At 45.9% G+C, this 15,517-nt stretch carries 23 protein-coding genes and 1 pseudogene; all 24 read right to left on the bottom strand.

Features of this window, described 5'->3' with window-relative positions:
- The 24 genes and pseudogenes from NMK50_RS05180 to NMK50_RS05065 all read right to left on the bottom strand — a co-directional run bounded on the left by NMK50_RS05180 (position 1) and on the right by NMK50_RS05065 (position 15,411).
- On the bottom strand, positions 1-183 hold the full coding sequence (locus tag NMK50_RS05180; protein WP_254771125.1) for a hypothetical protein: 183 nt from the start codon (positions 181-183) through the stop codon (positions 1-3).
- A gap of 11 nt (positions 184-194) precedes the next feature.
- Complete coding sequence (locus NMK50_RS05175; protein ID WP_254771124.1) at positions 195-788, bottom strand: baseplate assembly protein; 594 nt, start codon at positions 786-788, stop codon at positions 195-197.
- Complete coding sequence (locus NMK50_RS05170; RefSeq protein WP_254771123.1) at positions 788-1,309, bottom strand: hypothetical protein; 522 nt, start codon at positions 1,307-1,309, stop codon at positions 788-790. The genes NMK50_RS05175 and NMK50_RS05170 overlap by 1 nt, the downstream gene beginning before the upstream one ends.
- Entirely contained in the window at positions 1,306-1,800 is a 495-nt protein-coding gene (locus NMK50_RS05165; protein WP_241437173.1) for a phage virion morphogenesis protein, read from the bottom strand. Before NMK50_RS05165 ends, NMK50_RS05170 begins: the two co-directional genes overlap by 4 nt.
- 1 nt (position 1,801) lies before the next feature.
- Complete coding sequence (locus NMK50_RS05160; protein WP_254771122.1) at positions 1,802-2,224, bottom strand: gp436 family protein; 423 nt, start codon at positions 2,222-2,224, stop codon at positions 1,802-1,804.
- A 14-nt stretch (positions 2,225-2,238) separates the two neighbouring features.
- Positions 2,239-3,204: a major capsid protein gene (locus NMK50_RS05155; RefSeq protein ID WP_254771121.1), complete on the bottom strand. Its 966-nt coding sequence runs from the start codon at positions 3,202-3,204 to the stop codon at positions 2,239-2,241.
- A gap of 12 nt (positions 3,205-3,216) precedes the next feature.
- A complete protein-coding gene (locus NMK50_RS05150) occupies positions 3,217-3,558 on the bottom strand; it encodes a capsid cement protein (RefSeq protein WP_254771120.1) in 342 nt (113 codons plus the stop codon).
- Positions 3,555-4,622, bottom strand: a complete 1,068-nt coding sequence (locus NMK50_RS05145; RefSeq protein ID WP_254771193.1) for a phage protease — start codon at positions 4,620-4,622, stop codon at positions 3,555-3,557. Before NMK50_RS05145 ends, NMK50_RS05150 begins: the two co-directional genes overlap by 4 nt.
- A 393-nt stretch (positions 4,623-5,015) precedes the next feature.
- The gene (locus NMK50_RS05140) at positions 5,016-6,221 is read right to left on the bottom strand and encodes a phage head morphogenesis protein (RefSeq protein WP_254771119.1); all 1,206 of its coding nucleotides are present in this window, start codon (positions 6,219-6,221) and stop codon (positions 5,016-5,018) included.
- Complete coding sequence (locus NMK50_RS05135) at positions 6,214-7,818, bottom strand: DUF935 domain-containing protein (RefSeq protein ID WP_254771118.1); 1,605 nt, start codon at positions 7,816-7,818, stop codon at positions 6,214-6,216. Before NMK50_RS05135 ends, NMK50_RS05140 begins: the two co-directional genes overlap by 8 nt.
- A 13-nt stretch (positions 7,819-7,831) precedes the next feature.
- Entirely contained in the window at positions 7,832-9,454 is a 1,623-nt protein-coding gene (locus NMK50_RS05130) for a hypothetical protein (RefSeq protein WP_254771117.1), read from the bottom strand.
- Positions 9,447-10,028 carry a phage protein Gp27 family protein gene (locus NMK50_RS05125; RefSeq protein WP_254771116.1) on the bottom strand — a complete coding sequence of 194 codons (582 nt, stop codon included), beginning with the start codon at positions 10,026-10,028 and terminating at the stop codon, positions 9,447-9,449. The genes NMK50_RS05130 and NMK50_RS05125 overlap by 8 nt, the downstream gene beginning before the upstream one ends.
- Positions 9,991-10,347, bottom strand: a complete 357-nt coding sequence (locus tag NMK50_RS05120; RefSeq protein ID WP_254771115.1) for a VpaChn25_0724 family phage protein — start codon at positions 10,345-10,347, stop codon at positions 9,991-9,993. The genes NMK50_RS05125 and NMK50_RS05120 overlap by 38 nt, the downstream gene beginning before the upstream one ends.
- Positions 10,344-10,658: a DUF2730 family protein gene (locus NMK50_RS05115; protein ID WP_254771114.1), complete on the bottom strand. Its 315-nt coding sequence runs from the start codon at positions 10,656-10,658 to the stop codon at positions 10,344-10,346. The genes NMK50_RS05120 and NMK50_RS05115 overlap by 4 nt, the downstream gene beginning before the upstream one ends.
- Entirely contained in the window at positions 10,655-10,870 is a 216-nt protein-coding gene (locus NMK50_RS05110; RefSeq protein WP_254771113.1) for a hypothetical protein, read from the bottom strand. The genes NMK50_RS05115 and NMK50_RS05110 overlap by 4 nt, the downstream gene beginning before the upstream one ends.
- Complete coding sequence (locus NMK50_RS05105; protein WP_254771112.1) at positions 10,863-11,201, bottom strand: hypothetical protein; 339 nt, start codon at positions 11,199-11,201, stop codon at positions 10,863-10,865. Before NMK50_RS05105 ends, NMK50_RS05110 begins: the two co-directional genes overlap by 8 nt.
- Entirely contained in the window at positions 11,194-11,481 is a 288-nt protein-coding gene (locus NMK50_RS05100; RefSeq protein ID WP_254771111.1) for a hypothetical protein, read from the bottom strand. The genes NMK50_RS05105 and NMK50_RS05100 overlap by 8 nt, the downstream gene beginning before the upstream one ends.
- Entirely contained in the window at positions 11,478-12,059 is a 582-nt protein-coding gene (locus tag NMK50_RS05095) for a glycoside hydrolase family 19 protein (protein WP_254771110.1), read from the bottom strand. Before NMK50_RS05095 ends, NMK50_RS05100 begins: the two co-directional genes overlap by 4 nt.
- Before the next feature lie 87 nt (positions 12,060-12,146).
- Entirely contained in the window at positions 12,147-12,554 is a 408-nt protein-coding gene (locus tag NMK50_RS05090; protein ID WP_254771109.1) for a helix-turn-helix domain-containing protein, read from the bottom strand.
- A gap of 6 nt (positions 12,555-12,560) precedes the next feature.
- The gene (locus NMK50_RS05085; RefSeq protein ID WP_254771108.1) at positions 12,561-13,193 is read right to left on the bottom strand and encodes a regulatory protein GemA; all 633 of its coding nucleotides are present in this window, start codon (positions 13,191-13,193) and stop codon (positions 12,561-12,563) included.
- A 9-nt stretch (positions 13,194-13,202) separates the two neighbouring features.
- Positions 13,203-13,826, bottom strand: coding sequence for a DUF3164 family protein (locus NMK50_RS05080; RefSeq protein WP_254771192.1), 624 nt, complete (start codon positions 13,824-13,826; stop codon positions 13,203-13,205).
- Positions 13,810-14,088, bottom strand: a complete 279-nt coding sequence (locus NMK50_RS05075) for a hypothetical protein (RefSeq protein WP_254771107.1) — start codon at positions 14,086-14,088, stop codon at positions 13,810-13,812. Before NMK50_RS05075 ends, NMK50_RS05080 begins: the two co-directional genes overlap by 17 nt.
- A pseudogene (locus tag NMK50_RS05070) lies at positions 14,085-14,386 on the bottom strand (hypothetical protein). The gene NMK50_RS05075 and the pseudogene NMK50_RS05070 overlap by 4 nt, the downstream one beginning before the upstream one ends.
- Complete coding sequence (locus NMK50_RS05065) at positions 14,383-15,411, bottom strand: AAA family ATPase (protein WP_254771106.1); 1,029 nt, start codon at positions 15,409-15,411, stop codon at positions 14,383-14,385. The pseudogene NMK50_RS05070 and the gene NMK50_RS05065 overlap by 4 nt, the downstream one beginning before the upstream one ends.
- Positions 15,412-15,517: the final 106 nt, after the last annotated feature.

Below are 15,517 nucleotides of genomic sequence, written 5' to 3'. Positions count from 1 at the left end.
TTAAGCACCTTTCGCTGCCTTTGTTGAAGAAACGACAGGCGTTTGTTTCTCAGCAATCTGACCAAGCAGCAATGGGTATTTTGCCGCCTCATCGCTTAAACAAATTTCTTCACCTTTTCCCGGCGAACGATTGCCTGCCACAAAATCCGCATTGGTTAAAATGACATAAGTTTTTTCACGCATGATAAACTCCTTTAAAGGGGGCTAGAGGTTGTAGAGGGACCAATTTTGACCCCACCATGTTTGTGGTCTGCTCCAACAGATGTTTGATTATGGTATAAATCTTCTGCTTGAATCTGTACGCTTTCCTTCAGCATTACACGGGTTTCCTGATGACCAAGCAGCAAACCTTTTTCACTCAAATGGATTTGGTTTTTCCCATGGGAAAGGATAAGTCCCTCTTTGGTGATACGCAAAGCGCCACCGGCATAACACAGTGCTAACTCTTGGTGTTGATGTGCGGGATTTGGCGCATCCTCACTATAGCTATCACGAACCACCAAAGAGGCCGAACCAATCTCCCCATGGGGATTAAACAACCGCACCGGATCACCAATATTTAAAGGCATATTGCTCGAAACAGCCCCTGCTGCTTCTTGTGCTTGCAACCAAGGCGATAACACCGCCTGCCCCTTTTCTCCCCATGAGGAAACTTGCACCCGCACCCTATGGCCATCAACTTCTGCAACCCGCCCAATCATGTGCTGGTTGGCAAGACAGAGTTCAAGCTTATCCAGCCGTTTCATAATTTGCCGAAAGGTCGCAGCAATGAGATGGGCATCATTCATCACACGCCCTCATCTTCCAAACAGATTAAACCCTTTTTAAGCTGCTTACGATCATCACAAAAAATATCGTGACCCAAATGATACAAATCTTGGTGCCATTCAACCACGCTTATTGCCACACCGCGCTGCTTAATCGCCGCAGAGATAACCGGTTCAATCTGCACTTCACGGGGTGCCCCCAAATGCGTTAACCCCCACAATTGCCCGCTATGACAAAGCACCGCAATGGCTTCAGCCAAAAGCCAACTGTGATAATCACGTTCTTTTCCTGTGGTGACAATAAAAGCGCCCAAATGAAGATCTGCACTCTGCTGCCCATTGGCGACAGAAGTCAAACGGCTTTCTAACACCGCAACACGGATTGCTGGTGCAACCAGCATTTGGGTTTCAAGTTCTTCTAGATTAAAACGCCCAAATTGGCTCTCGCAATCACGCACATCAGGCAAAGCGCTTTTAAGGCTCTTTATAACCGCTTCACGAAGCGCATTGATACGCCCCATCTGCTTCATCATTTGACTCATGAAAAGGTCCTTTCCAACCAATCCTCTGCTGCTTTGACAATTTCCACTTTATTGCGCTCTGAAAGCCCTAAATAAGGGCGTGCTGGCATCGTTACTTGGTGGACACAAACAAAGCGCTGTGCTTTGCTGCTGTTAAGAAAAAAGCGAAGGGTGCTGCCATTTTTAGGGCGGATAACCCCACCCAATTGGTGAATACGGGCATAAACCAAACCACTGCCAATGATGACCTTTTCTGGGGATGCCACCATATCAATAGAGCGTGACAGTGCTCCGCTCGCATAAAGAATGGAGGTGCGGGCGTAATTGTTTTGCCACTTCTCTCCTTGAGGAGAGGTTTTTTCACTTTGAATCCGCCGCCTCGTGCTCTCTTGCAACAGACGCCCCACCCCTTGCGCTAAAGTTCCCATCGAACTATCAGCGCCTTTTTGCAAAAAAGAAAGAGCCGCTTCAAGCCCCATTTCTTTAATTTCAATAGGGGTGGAAATGCTCATTTTATCGCCCCATCAAACGTGGTTTTGCGTGAAAAAAAGCACCATCACGCACCGGCCCATCTTCACTCATAATTTTTGGTTCATCTAAGCCTAAACCCGCTTTGCCCTCCGCAATGCGTTTGAGAAGATCAATCGCCTGTTTGTGACGATCTTCAATGGTGGTGGTAAGAGCCGTATGACGGATGGCTAAATTATAAACAGCAAGATTGACACAAATCATGCCCAACGCTGTTGGCTGTCCGGCAATCGGGACGCAGTAGCGATGAGACAGATGGGCATCAATCTCACCACTTGCTTGTTCTAGCGCACGAAAAATTGCTTGATCAGAGAGTGCTTTGTCTGGATTTTCGCTAATCCCGCACAAATCATCCAAGAAATCGTCACCCCAGAGCTCTTCAATCAAGGTTTTATTTGCATAAGCCATCGAGTCTCTTTTCCTCAGACAACCTCTTGCAGCAAAACACCAGCATCTTTGGCTGCCACCAATTCACACACCCGTTCACCCACACGCACCCGTTTACCACCCGATAAACCGATATCTGGATCAGAGATCACCCCAGACAAACGCTCTCCCAATTGGGCGCTAAAGCCCCAACTAATCACCGAACCATCCGCCTGTTGTTTGGTAGGATCAATATAAAGCAGTGCTATCTTATTGCCCCAAACCCGCGCCAATTGTGCTGCGCGCCCTTTGCGTGCCAAATTCACTTGCGATTCACCAATGAGTAAACGCTCAGGGTGTATTTCCATCAGATCGGCAAATTGCGTTTTGGTGACAAAACCATCCGCAGTGCCACCCCCTTTAACAGCTTTGATGATTTTGGGATGGCGTTTGAGTTTTGACCAAACGACTTTGCCCATAACAATGGTGTTTGGCGTATAGACAAGGCTTTTATCCATCGCCTCATCTAAAGTAGCATAAGGATCTGATTTGTCGTAATCGCTAAACTTATTCTCACCCTTAAGATCAATCACCCGCTCTGGAGCATAATTTTCACGCGCTTGCACAAGGGCTGCAACACGCACTTCACGCCCCAATTCCAGCAAATTGGCAAGACCCTCAACAGCTGTCTTTTCAGGATTATAACGAGAGCGTTTTTCTGCCCGTGCCCTTGCCGCTGCTTCAATATCCGAATTGGGAATGAGATCATCAAGCCCATAATCTTTGACACTGGCTTCCCGTTCAAAGGCCGAAAATTCTATCACATTCGGGCGTCCTTTACGGCCGACCTCAAGTTCAGGAACGGTAAAATTTTCCGCTAAGGGAAATTCACTATATTTAAACACCTCGCTTAAAACAGAAACACGGGGCAAAACTTTGTCGCCAATAAGAGAACCTGCTGGATTGCGATAACCAATAGCAATAGCGGTAAGTGTTGGATCAATGGGAAAAGGTCTGTTCATTTTAAGCCTCGACTAATTTATTTTAAAAGAAATAACATCACCAGCAGAACCATCACTCATGGCAAGCCCAATCGTGCGATCTGTTCCTTCAGCCTTTATGGCGCGCCCCTTAGCATCGGAGGTCAAAAAATCACCAAAGGAAACATTGCCTCCACAAACCACTTCGCCCCAACCACATTGGCCAATATCAACCATCTCACCAGCCTTTGCGCTTAAAGACCCTGCAGTCCCTAATAATTTATCTGTTTTACCAGAAGCGGTGACCACACAACCATCACCGCGTGCCGCAACAATGCAATAAGGCGAAATCTCATCACCGGCGCGAAAAGATTTAATCAAAATCATTGTACTCATAACGAGCGCTCCTTTTGTTCGCAAATATGATCAACCGCTTGGCTAATGGTGATAAAATGCCCTTTTTGCGCTTGTTCTTGTTGATAATGGCGTGCCGCAACAGCAAGATCTTCTGGTGCAAGATTTTGTTCTTGTCTCAAAAAAGAGCGCTCTAAAGGACTTTTTGAAGCAAGAGTGGGCAACTTCTCAACCAAACTTCTAAAATGCTCCATGCCCCCTTCAAGGCTACACAGTGCCCGATATTCCTCACGCGCAGCTGGCAAAATTTTGCCCTCTTCAATAGCTTTATCTAAAAGCCTCTCAATCGCATCATTTTTTTGCTCTGCCTGTAAAAGGGCCAATTGATTGCGTGCCTCTGTTAATTGGGCATTCAATTCCACACGTTCCTTTTCGCGTGCCGCAACAGCGGCTAAAATTTCATCAAGCCGTACATCTTTTGAAAGCGAGAGTGCGCTAGCAATGGCTGTCAAATCCATATCTTTCTCCACATCAGTTGTTAAAGGGGGGGCTAAAGGCTGTTGACTGCTTAAAGCCGTCATGACAAGGGCTGGACGATTGACCAAACCAGCACCAGCTAACTGCAAAATTTCACCTTTCTTAGAATGGCGAAACTCAGGCGAAAGATAGCGATATTCACGGGCAATAATTTTTCTGGCTGCCACCTCAGTCCACTTAACCCGTCCCCAAATCGCACCATCCCGCTCTATTAATTCTTCAATCCAACCACTAGCCGGTGCTTCTAAACCTTTTTGTGCACGGTGATGTTGCCCATGCTCATAATCAATCACAAGCGGTCCTTTATTTTCCTCAAAAGCTTTTAAAATTCTTTGCGGATTATAATGCCATTCTCGCCCATCACGTGCCTTCACATTGGGCGCTTTGGGTAAAATCTCTACCCATTCAGGCGCTTGGTTGCCTGTCATGTTTTCACATAAATTGTCTTCACATAGATTATCTTGGCACAAAACCTCTGGGCAAAGATCAATCAATGCGGTATGAACTGCCCCATCATGAAATGTCCCGGCATGCCTATCCTCTTGATCTTCGTGAAATTCCTGTTCCATCATTGCCTATTGCTTTACAGTTGTCATTGGCAATAGAATGCACGAAACCCATCCACGCTATAAGTCTGACACTGTCAGTCAAAAGAGCGTATTTTAAAAAGCACTTTAAAAGCGCCCTTTTCCCCACTTCTCCCTGATGAGAGAAAAGTCTCTTCCAAACCCTCTTATAAAATCGTTTTCAAAGGCACTTCAAAGGCGATAGAGCGCCGTTATAAGTTTTAAGGTACAAATTATCGTCTTATACCAACAAGCCTCTCTCAAGCCGTTTTTTTAAAGATTGCTTTTCTGCTTAAAAAGACTATACTTTTGAGTAGAAGGCGTGAGCCAGTTATACCAGGACGGTTTTACCGGATCTGCGAGGAGTTGACCGCCCTCCACGTCTTCTTATTTTCCCTACAACAATCTCTCGCCCTTTTCTTCGGCCGCATTTAATAAACGTTGAATTTCTCTAAAGCTCTTTTTATGCATAGAAATAAGCCACCATTCTTGTTTGCTTGCCACAAATTTAACTGCCAAACGCCACCATGCCCCAGCACCTTCACCAAAAAACAGAATGCTTGGTACATCTTTTCGCCTGATGATACCATGGGGGCGGATGAGGGTTTGAATAGCACCACGAAAATCATCCAAAGTCAGATCACGGGCTTGATGCTCCAACAAAATATGCTTCACACTGTCCGAAGAGAGGCGGACAAAGGAACTGTCCGTTGCAAAAACCTCACACACCTTACGTGTCATCGGGGCAATGGGAAGAAATCCACGCGGCAAACGCTCTTCAAACATTGCTTGCAAAAGCGGCGAACCAACAATATCTTCAATGGCAATGCGCTTGCGCTCTTCCGGCATCCCAAAAATTTTATCACTCAAGAAACGGCTTAAGTTTTGCGCCCGATGTTTTCCAGGGTTAGAGTTCCAACCAGGATCAATTCCTTTTGGGATCTTTTCAACTTTCCCTGTCCGTTTATTGTGCCAAACCTTCTGTTCCACTTGGAATGGGGCTGCATCCTCTTCATAGCCTAAATTTTCTGCTTCATAACGGCTTACCTGTCGCACACTGCATTTACACCGCCAACCATTGGGCGGATAAAGCCAATCCCAAACCGGGTCATCAACCGGTGCTGTAAATCCTACCCAACTTTCATGTTCTAACCGTTTGTGCTCTGAACTGGACAAAGCATAGGTCAGATAAGGCAAAAACTCTTTATTATTTTGCGTACGCTCCCACTCACCTGCCGCATGCGCACTCATGGTATTAGCCCAATAGACCGTTTCTAAACGCCGTGGGCTCCCCAACTCCACAACGCTCTTCTCACCGCTTTGTGGATCAAGGACACTCTTCCTCCCCCACCAGCCTTTTTCCTGTAAAAGCGGCATCAGATTTTTTTGAAAATCCTGAAAGGGAAGCCGATTTTTTATCGCCTCCCCAACCGCTCGCTTAAAATCATCCAAAATATCATAGCCAACCGATTTTGCCACCGTAAAGGAAAAAGCATGTTCCTCCGGCGCTATATCACGCCAATCAAAACTTGGAACAACAGCCTTGGCGGCAAAATAACGCGTGACCTCTTTGGGAGCTGTTTTAAAAAGTTCCTCATCCATGATGCCCAAGCCCTCGTGCAATCATTTGCACCTTTGCCAAGCGCGCTGCTAACGCATGATGATCCATTTCACCCAGCAATTCATCTAAACCTTTAAGGATATCCTCATAACTTTTTGCTTGTTCAACAAGCTTTTTAAAGGGCTTTAAAAGGGGTTCTAAATCCTCTTCCCAGTCCCTTAAAGCTTCTTCAGAAAGCTGGTCCAATTCATCATGATGATCTCCCCCCTGCTCTCCTCCACCCTTGTGCTCTCTTGTTAGAGAAACATCAAAAGACCCCCCACAATCGGCACAAACATCAGCCCTTTTGCTTTTCTCTCCGCCCTCTTGTCTTGCCTCATCACCGATAACATGATCAGGAGCCTTTAAAATATCTTCCTCTTTTGTTGGTTGCGAAAAACCAATCTTATTGCGCACTTCTTGCGCACCAACATGCAACCCCAAAGGCACCAATTTTGCTAGTGCATCACTCAAAGCCTTAATATCTTCATTTTCAGAGATTGGCCAATAGACAAGCGGGTAGCGCTCTTGACGACCGAAATTAATATCAACAAACGGCACAATCAAATCACGATTAGCAGTCAAAGCCAATTGGCGTGCATCAGCTCTAGCAATATCATGGCGGACATTTTCATGAATACGCGCTTGCGAAAAGGACGAACCATCATCCGTTGTCATGGTTTGCCCTAAAACACCCTTAGAAATCTGCCGATCTAAATATTCCGCTTTCGCGGCAAAAACAGCATTGCCACTGCCCCCCGCTGCTTCAATAAATTCAATCTCCATTTCTTTAGGAATGATCGCCGCCGCATCACTGGATAAATCACGCACAGCCTGAATAAGCACCCGTCGCTCCTCATGGGAAGAGCTCGCTCCATATTTTCCCAAACGCAACGGCATGCCGTAAATTTCTAAAAAAGCCATCCAATCCTTTAAGGTATAAGACTTAAAAAGGAAAGCCCAAGCCGCAAGCCTCGCAAGCCCTGTCCGGATTGGCAAACCGCTTTTAAGCTTTGGTCGATGAATGGAAAATTTATAAGCAGGCAATTCGCTACCATCTTGCGAGCCATCTTCTTCTTTTAAGCGCAAATGAAAACCATCCCGTCTATCCAATTGGAAAAACCGCTGATCACGCCATTTCCACGCAACAGGCCACCATGCTGTAGCAGTTTTGTCCCACAAGGTTTCAACAACCGCATAACCCTTGCCCAAAGCATCTAATAAATCCGTCACATAATCATCAACAAAGGTAGGCGCACTAATCACTTCCCGTACAGCATCGGCAATCTTTTTGTCCAAAGCACTCTCACTTGCGGCAATCACTCCAGGCTCCACCCCCGTGAGTGCATTTTTACGCATGCCAAGCACAGCACGATAATGCAAATCACGCTCTTCCATTTCATCAGAAAGCTGGAAAAATTGTTCTGGAGTGCCTTGCGCTGCTTGTTGCAAAATATCGGCAAGTTGCAAGGGCGTAAGACCACTGACAAGGGTCTGTGACCAAACATCACGCACACCACCAATCGTTGGTGCCGCAACTTCCCGCTCCAATCCTTTGACTTTAAGCGCCTTACCCCATTGGTCGACAAGTTTTACCATTTCATAAATTCCCTCAATAAATCTTTGACCGCATTGTTGAAAAAAAGGGGGTTGAAAAAAGCGGACTTTCCTCAAAACCATCAACAGCACGAACAGGCATATAGTCGTAAATCTCAGGGGTTTGACGGCTAGCAAAATAAGCCAAAGCACAAGCAATAGCGCTATCACCATGGCGCATAAAACCATCACTGCCTTTAAAACGATGATTGTCTGGAATTTTCACAATGCCATTCACATAAGAAAGGGCTTGATGATCAGCAACGATATCACAATCGCGCGGCAAAACAATGGAGCCATCCCCAAAAGCTTCTAAGTAAGCAGGCATTTCTTTGCCATACCAACTTTGCGATAATTGCACTTCCTTGACACAAGCACCATAACGTTGTGCCGCTTTTTCTGCTAAATAAGCCCCATTGCCCCGTGCATCCAAAGCGCCTCCCAACAAACGCGGCAAACCACTCACCACATAAAATAAAATCTCTCTTTGTTGATCAAAGGGTGTATTGCGCAACTCCACCATAAACCGTACACGTCGCACCAAATCTTGCCCAATTTCTAAAACCACAATCGAGGTTGCATCGCCAGATCTGGCAAAATCAACACCAAAAACATGTTGACGCCGCCGATCAAGCACAGCATGAAGGGGCTTTAAGTGCCCATCACACCAGTTAAGTGCCGCAACTGTTCGTTGATAATCCGATTGATTTTTAAAAGCATCCACACAAGCAAAACGCAGCACCGCAATATCAGGCGCACAACAATTTTCAATCTGTAAGCGCGTTAAAGCGGCCCCTTCTTGATCGGCGGGGATAGCATCCAATTCTTGCCGCATCGCAGAAAAACGCACCCCATAAGACGCACGAATCTGCTGCTCCCATTGTTGCTCCGCCCTTGCACTCCACACCTCCCCCTTCATGGCACAGACCCGTTTAAACAAGCCATTTTTAACCGCCTCAACAAAGGGGTAGCAATGCAGCGAAAAAGGAACCTTGCCCACCCTTGCCTCACGGATCAATTCATTGAAAGGGTTTAACACGCCATTATGCGTGGAAATCACACGGATCTTACCACCCCAAATCAACAAAGCATTAACCGCATCTAAAACAGCCCGCACATCTTGATGAAAAGCCGCCTCATCAATCACCACAATCCCCTGCAACCCGCGAATATTTTCAGGGCGGCTCGAAAGCGCTTCAATGCGAAAACCAGAAGCAAAACGCACACGGTAAGCAGAAATATATTTTGTCGAGCCATCCGCCTTTTGATCAGAAAATAAAAATTCCTCCACATCGCCACTATTGCTGGTAATAGCCCTTGCAAAATTGCTCACATAGCCAATAAATTCCCGTCCCTTTTCTTTGCTATCGCCAATGTAAAAAACATTATCACCACCAGCTTCTCGCTTAGCTGCAGCAATCAGTGTATCATCTAAAGCTTCAGCAAAAGTAATGCCGGTGCGCCGCCCCTTTTCAACCAGTTTTAACGGTGATTTATCTTCAATCCATGCCCGTTGATGTGCCATCAAAACACCATCCGCTAAAGGATCTTGCTCTTTTGGAAAAACACTTGCCTTCCAAACATCACAACCGCTTTGATGATCAGCATGATTGTCTATAAAAGAGCACTCTTCAGCCATGTTTTATCCCCAACACTTGCGCACGAATGGCACGCGCTGTCTCCTTGGAAAGTCCCGCCGCTGCCGCTGCCGCGTCAACCGCTTTGCTTGCTTGGCTAGCAAAATCTTTCTCAAGCTTTTGCCGCCTAGTGGTCGACAAATGTTCCGCAGCCAACACACCCTTTAGCGCATTTGCCAACTCTTGTGCCGCTTTTGGTGAAAGGTTTTTCCCACTGCTTAATGTGGAAAAAATAAGCTCTTTAATCGCCGCTGCCGTCAACAGCGTAATATTGTCACAAGCTTTAGCATCAAAGCGCTGCGAGAGACTGGCCGCTATTTCCCTTGTCTGTTCTAGGCGCCGTGACATCACAGCCAAACGCAAAGAATAACGATTAAAACTGGAAAAAGAAGGGATCGAAAAACTTAATCCCGTTTCCTTTTGCAAAGCCTTTAAAGCCGCTTTAAAATCACTATAAATAGCCATTTGTGTTTTCTCACGCCCATTTAAAGCCTCAGCAGCCGCAGCAATAATCTGATCACAAGCTTGCGGCAATAAATCAATCGCCGTTAAGCGTCCACGCCCGACCTTGCGCATCCTTCACCTCATATTTTATTGATGTGCGTTTGGGTCGCTTAATCCCTTCAATAGGAAAACTCCGGTCTAAATGACGCGCCCCCCGTTCTGTTAACGCCGCAAGCAAAACCGAACCCACCTGTTTTAATGTGACAGCACCCTGATCTTCCATAAAAGCCAATTCATTATGCACAAAGTCCCGATCGCGTCTGATACCATAGCTGTATAAAAGCCTCTCAATCATCGCACTCGACAAAGTCTCACTGTGCTCACAAAGGAGCCCTTTTAAAATAATCAACCGCGCTTCTTCACGGATGATCTTATCCATATCTGCTTTCATTTTTTGGCATTCTCCAGTAAAAACTCTTGCAAACGCTCTCCAATCGCCGCCACCGGTTGCAACTGCGCAGAAAGTGTATTGAGACGCCCATTCAACCGTTCCATATTCACCTCCAACCGCTGCAGTCCGTCGCGATCAGGCAAAAAATCCATCTCTGTTTCTAACTTTTGCACACGCTCCTTAAGCAACACGATGTCTTTCAACATTTCTCGTGCACCAGAAGAAAAATAGGCTTTCAAAACACCACAAATCGCTATAATCGACAGCAGTAAAGACAACCAGCCATTGGCAACACTAATATCCAAATTCACTTCAATTCCCCCTCCCCCTTGCTCAAAACCGCTCTCACAGCAGCAGCACGACGCTGTTCACAGATCAATAAAGCCGCACGGTCACGCCCCCAATAATGCACCACTTCTCGTGTATTCAAAGCACGCTCTGGAAGGAAAAGCGGGCGAGAACACGCAACTTGGGCTAAAGGCGGCAATGTAACCGATAAAAACCGATAAGAAAGATTATCCACCGGCTTGCTTGTTGAGCAACCGCACACGTTCAAGCTCAATACCACAGCCAGTAATCGGCAAAGTTCCATTTGCTGCCTCCATTTTTATAAGCTCTTGTCTCAAAGCTGCAATCATCCTTTGCGCACGACTTTCAGCAGCATCTGCTGCTTGCCTCTGCCGCTCTTTCTCAAGCTGTGCGCGCGCCGAAATCTTGGCAATTTCCAATTGCCAATACAAATCACGCGCTTTTACCGCTTTGAAAACTTGCGCTTTCATAACGCCAAATTCCGTCAACAGCGCACTCATCAAAAAAACCATCCCAAAAGACAATTTTAAAGAAGAATTAAACATTGCGTTTATCCCCCCAATGCGCTCTTTCTCCCACATCATAAGAGCTGATATGCCGCTTATTGGAATGCTTCCTATTAGAAAAATCCAATGAACCAAAGCCGCGGTGCACACCCAAATTGCCAACGATAATCGCCACCATTGAGGGAATAGCAATGGCGGCCATATCAACAATACGCTCCACACCTAACAAACCACCAAAAATGAGCAAAAAAACAACTCCCCAAGCAAACCAAAAAGACCACCATAAATAGAGTCTCGAACCACGATAAGCCGGCTTCATAGCTTCGCCTCGCAAAAAAGCCCCAAAAGCTTTTTAGCGCGATTCAAATAGGTCAAGCGTTGCATAAGGCCATTCTTTCCTCCATTAATCGCCTTGGTAATCCCTAGCAAATCATCTTGATCTGCTAACCTATTCAAACCTTTCATCTGCCAAAACCAAATAGCCGACCAAAGGGCTGCTGGAAACCTTTCCACCATTTCTGGAAAAGCTTCATAATCAACAGCCTGTTCATTGAACGAACACCAAAACTGCGTAAAACGTTGATAATTCTTGCGCCCCGTTAATTGGATCAAACCGCGCCCCTTAAAGCGCACTCCATCCCCTAGCTTAACATTGCCTAAATCTTTGCGCCCCTCATAAGCACGACCAGAAGCATATTCACACACCGTAAAAAAACCATCACTTTCATGGGCACATTGACTTAGAAAATGCGCAATACGCAACGGTGTTGTGAGTGCAGCATAAGACAAAGCTTCAGGCAATGCCCGTGCCATTTCCACAATAATAAAATCTTGGCGCGCATGATGCGCCAATCGAGGCGCAAGCTTATGAAGAAAAGAACTGTCTATCGAAACCATAACAAACCACTGAGTGCATAAAATTCATGCGCAGTTTATTGGATTTCTAATCGCAAAGATAAGTCTGACACTGTCAGTCAAACAATCTCAATACTCATAAAGTTCTGGAAATAAGAGACCTTGGGGTTCTTGCAAAGAAATTTTCTTCTTCAAGCGATAAGCTGTACGCACATGCATACCAGAAACAGCAGATGCAGCATCAACAGACCAGCCTTTTTGCAAGGCTTTTATCATTTTTTGCCGCCGTTCGGCATCTCTGCCAAGGGGGATCAGAAGGCGCACACCAGAACCATTAAAACAAAAATGCTTGATCAGTTGCTCTGTTTCTTCAAGCCCTACAATTTCAACCAACCAATCAGCATTTTCAAGGCGCCCAGGAAGATAAACCTGTCGCCCACCAAAAGCCCGCATCATATTCCATGCCGCCTCATTGCCAGCAACAGCGGCTATTTCACACAACAATGCAGGAAAATCGCTATAAGCTTTCTCTTGCACGCTCGCTTATCCCCCATAACCTTTCCTCCCGCGAATTTTCCGCCCCCAAACATTCATCACTTCTCTAAAAGCAAAAACATCCATCTCGCCCACCCCCTTACCGCTTTCAGCCATAACACCTTGATGAAAAGCCTCACAGTCAAAGGAACTATGCGGATGCAAACGCTTCCATTGGGCACATAAAATCAAATATCCCGGTAGTTTCTGCCCCAGTAATTTCTGTAAAGAATCTTGAATCTTTTTCCCTTTCCAGTCAACCCCGCCCTCACGCTCTAACCAACTTTTTAACGCCTCAATAGCTTTAGCCGCATCATCCCCATCCCGTAAAAAACGAATATGATCAATCCCCGTTTGCCGCTTGACAAAGGCAAGCAACGCCTTATCTGAACGATCACGGATAATGCCAAGATTCCATCCCGCAATCCATAAAGCCTGAAGCTTTTTAGCATATTTGCCCTCTAACCGTTTTCTACTTTCCTGAAAACCGCACGCTTTCATCTCATCAACAACAAGACGCTGTTCTAAAACAGTTAAATCTTTTGCCGATTGCTTGCCTGTTAAGCGATAAAGCAAAGCGCGATAGGTCTCATCATCAAGACCTAAAGCACGTTTGCCCATATGAAGAACAGCCAAAGACATGAGGTCTCCTTACGTCTTTGCCAAATCAATCGTGACAGGGTGCCAAGGATGCTCCAAACTGTCCCGTTCATAAAAACGCACATATTCCTTACTGGTCGTCACACGGATCGCTTCACGAATAGCACGCATAGCTTCCTTCCAGCGAGGGTCATCAATATCCAAACGCAACAGCATAAAGATTTCGCCACGATTGACTTTCCCTTCTTTATCGGTATTAAAAGCACGCGTAATAATAGCGCGGATTTCAGGACGCGCATCCGCAGACCACTCATTTAAACATTCATCAAGAAGGCTTTTGGCTGTTTGCAATTGCGGACCAAAATCAAAGCTCTCTTGCACTTGCACCCGAATGCGTTGCAAACCATCAAAACTTGTGTAAGTACAATTGCCCTTTTTGCCACGCCGCTCCACACCATATTCTTGCGCAAGCAAACGATCAAAGGCACTCAAATCCGCAATCGTATGATTGTTAAAACGTGCAACCCTTGCCGATAATTCTTTGGCAAAGCCCATAATTTTACGCACCGTTTCATCTTCTAATAAATCCGCAGGACGGATCAGATTAATCGGTACCAAAGCCCCTTTCGCATCCTTCATATAATGCGTGCCTTCAAGCTCAATTCGTTGATTCATCACAAAAATCCTCCTTATTTTTTTGCAAACGGCGAAACGGTACAATTTCACATGACTGCAGCTGGTACCCCGCCTTTATTTGCCAACGATACCGACAAAGTTCATGACCCAAAATGTGGTTATAGCGCGCCAAACGACGCAAATAATCATTCAATTCTCGAACATCTTGTCCACTCAAAAAAATGCCTTCCAACTCATGCTTTAACAAAGCAGAACGCATGGCAACCAAACATTCGCCGACCATATAGGGATTGCGTTTCATGACTTGCCTCCTCCAAAATCCATATGAATAACTGTACCTGTCTCACCAATTGTTTTTGTCTCATCTCCTGCCTCATCCCTCTTTGAAGAAGGATTTTGCAACGGGCAAAAGAGTCCACCACTTGGCTTTCTAAAACCGCTTCTGCTTCGCTTAGACGGTGAATACTCAATTCCAATTCAAGCGATAACGCCAAATCAACACAGAGTTTAAGCTGCTCGCCAATCTCAAAACCACGTTGATAATCGTCATAAAGACCAACAAGCGTATCGGATAATTCTTTATCGCATAAAGGGATCATGCCAATTCCTCCACGTCACGGTTTTTCCACGCCGCTTTGACATGTTTAAGCGTGACCTCACACCCATCTCCAAGGGCTGCCATGCGTGCCAGCATCATGGTTTTATCAATTTGCCGCAAAGCACCAGCCTTTAAACCAATCCCTGTCAGAAACTTAACCGCCCCAACATCTTCAATCCCCCAATCATGGATACGGGCGGCAATATCTTCACTATAGGGCTTACGGCGCTTCAAATGCATTGCCAAACGGCTTTTAATTTGCGCATAAGAAGGGCCATTTTGACGGTGAACCAAACGTCCAGAAATCTCATCATTGCCAACCAAAGCCAAACCCGTGCCGTTGATATCAACAAAATGGCGCAATTGATTAATCGCCTCATCCGTTAAATTTTGCGCCTCATCAACAATCAATAACGTCCCACCACCTACCCGCTCTAACCTCTTGCCAATAGCGCGTGTTAAGCGGGTGGGATTATATTCCACCACTTCCAATTCTGCTGCCATGTCATTCAAAATACCATGAACACTGCGCGTATGCGGGCTTGCTGTCACCAAATAAACATGCGGGCGCGTTGCACGATAATGACGGCATGTTTCCGTCTTGCCACTGCCCGCATCAAGCGTAATCATCACCATATCGCCCGTGCTTTGTGCCAGTGTTAAAGTGTCAATGATTTCTTGTGCAATACGATTCCTCTGAAAGGCCGGCTTTTCAGGAATACGCTCAAAAAGCGCATCCACCTCCTTTAAAGCCTCTACCCACTGTTGAACTTTTGTATTCTGCTTGCCCAATTGCCCCGCATAACTGCCCGCATACCATTGCGAAAATGTTCCATCCGGCATACCAATGCGCCGCGCAACTTCCGCCTTCGTCCAATCATGCATTTTTGCGATAGCTCTCACCGAATCCACAAGCGTATTCCATAAGGCAATATCATCACTGTTGCGGTTTGCTGCTATTTCGGGCTGGATTTTTGGTCGCGCCCAAGGATTTTTCTCAACTGTTGCATTGATCGCGTATTTCATCTATAATCTCCCTCTCGTATTGATTTAGACGAATGGGTAGGGGTCGCAAACCTACCCATTTTTTTAACCTAAAGCCGTACGCGATACTCAACCGGCTCCCGACAAT

Origin of the sequence: Bartonella harrusi, assembly GCF_024297065.1 — a bacterium.
GTDB lineage: Bacteria > Pseudomonadota > Alphaproteobacteria > Rhizobiales > Rhizobiaceae > Bartonella > Bartonella harrusi.
This window is presented reverse-complemented; position numbering and strand designations above follow the sequence as displayed.

Bases quoted from the DNA above. Each gene is read 5' to 3' on its own strand.
- NMK50_RS05130 (WP_254771117.1), bottom strand. From the start codon at position 9,454: ATGGCTGAAGAGTGCTCTTTTATAGACAATCATGCTGATCATCAAAGC.
- NMK50_RS05125 (WP_254771116.1), bottom strand. From the start codon at position 10,028: ATGCGCAAGGTCGGGCGTGGACGCTTAACGGCGATTGATTTATTGCCG.
- NMK50_RS05120 (WP_254771115.1), bottom strand. From the start codon at position 10,347: ATGAAAGCAGATATGGATAAGATCATCCGTGAAGAAGCGCGGTTGATT.
- NMK50_RS05135 (WP_254771118.1), bottom strand. From the start codon at position 7,818: ATGGTAAAACTTGTCGACCAATGGGGTAAGGCGCTTAAAGTCAAAGGA.
- NMK50_RS05155 (WP_254771121.1), bottom strand. From the start codon at position 3,204: ATGAACAGACCTTTTCCCATTGATCCAACACTTACCGCTATTGCTATT.
- NMK50_RS05095 (WP_254771110.1), bottom strand. From the start codon at position 12,059: ATGGTTTCGATAGACAGTTCTTTTCTTCATAAGCTTGCGCCTCGATTG.
- NMK50_RS05160 (WP_254771122.1), bottom strand. From the start codon at position 2,224: ATGGCTTATGCAAATAAAACCTTGATTGAAGAGCTCTGGGGTGACGAT.
- NMK50_RS05170 (WP_254771123.1), bottom strand. From the start codon at position 1,309: ATGAGTCAAATGATGAAGCAGATGGGGCGTATCAATGCGCTTCGTGAA.
- NMK50_RS05165 (WP_241437173.1), bottom strand. From the start codon at position 1,800: ATGAGCATTTCCACCCCTATTGAAATTAAAGAAATGGGGCTTGAAGCG.
- NMK50_RS05100 (WP_254771111.1), bottom strand. From the start codon at position 11,481: ATGAAGCCGGCTTATCGTGGTTCGAGACTCTATTTATGGTGGTCTTTT.
- NMK50_RS05065 (WP_254771106.1), bottom strand. From the start codon at position 15,411: ATGAAATACGCGATCAATGCAACAGTTGAGAAAAATCCTTGGGCGCGA.
- NMK50_RS05140 (WP_254771119.1), bottom strand. From the start codon at position 6,221: ATGGATGAGGAACTTTTTAAAACAGCTCCCAAAGAGGTCACGCGTTAT.
- NMK50_RS05150 (WP_254771120.1), bottom strand. From the start codon at position 3,558: ATGAGTACAATGATTTTGATTAAATCTTTTCGCGCCGGTGATGAGATT.
- NMK50_RS05145 (WP_254771193.1), bottom strand. From the start codon at position 4,622: ATGGAACAGGAATTTCACGAAGATCAAGAGGATAGGCATGCCGGGACA.
- NMK50_RS05105 (WP_254771112.1), bottom strand. From the start codon at position 11,201: ATGTTTAATTCTTCTTTAAAATTGTCTTTTGGGATGGTTTTTTTGATG.
- NMK50_RS05075 (WP_254771107.1), bottom strand. From the start codon at position 14,088: ATGAAACGCAATCCCTATATGGTCGGCGAATGTTTGGTTGCCATGCGT.
- NMK50_RS05175 (WP_254771124.1), bottom strand. From the start codon at position 788: ATGAATGATGCCCATCTCATTGCTGCGACCTTTCGGCAAATTATGAAA.
- NMK50_RS05080 (WP_254771192.1), bottom strand. From the start codon at position 13,826: ATGAATCAACGAATTGAGCTTGAAGGCACGCATTATATGAAGGATGCG.
- NMK50_RS05085 (WP_254771108.1), bottom strand. From the start codon at position 13,193: ATGTCTTTGGCTGTTCTTCATATGGGCAAACGTGCTTTAGGTCTTGAT.
- NMK50_RS05180 (WP_254771125.1), bottom strand. From the start codon at position 183: ATGCGTGAAAAAACTTATGTCATTTTAACCAATGCGGATTTTGTGGCA.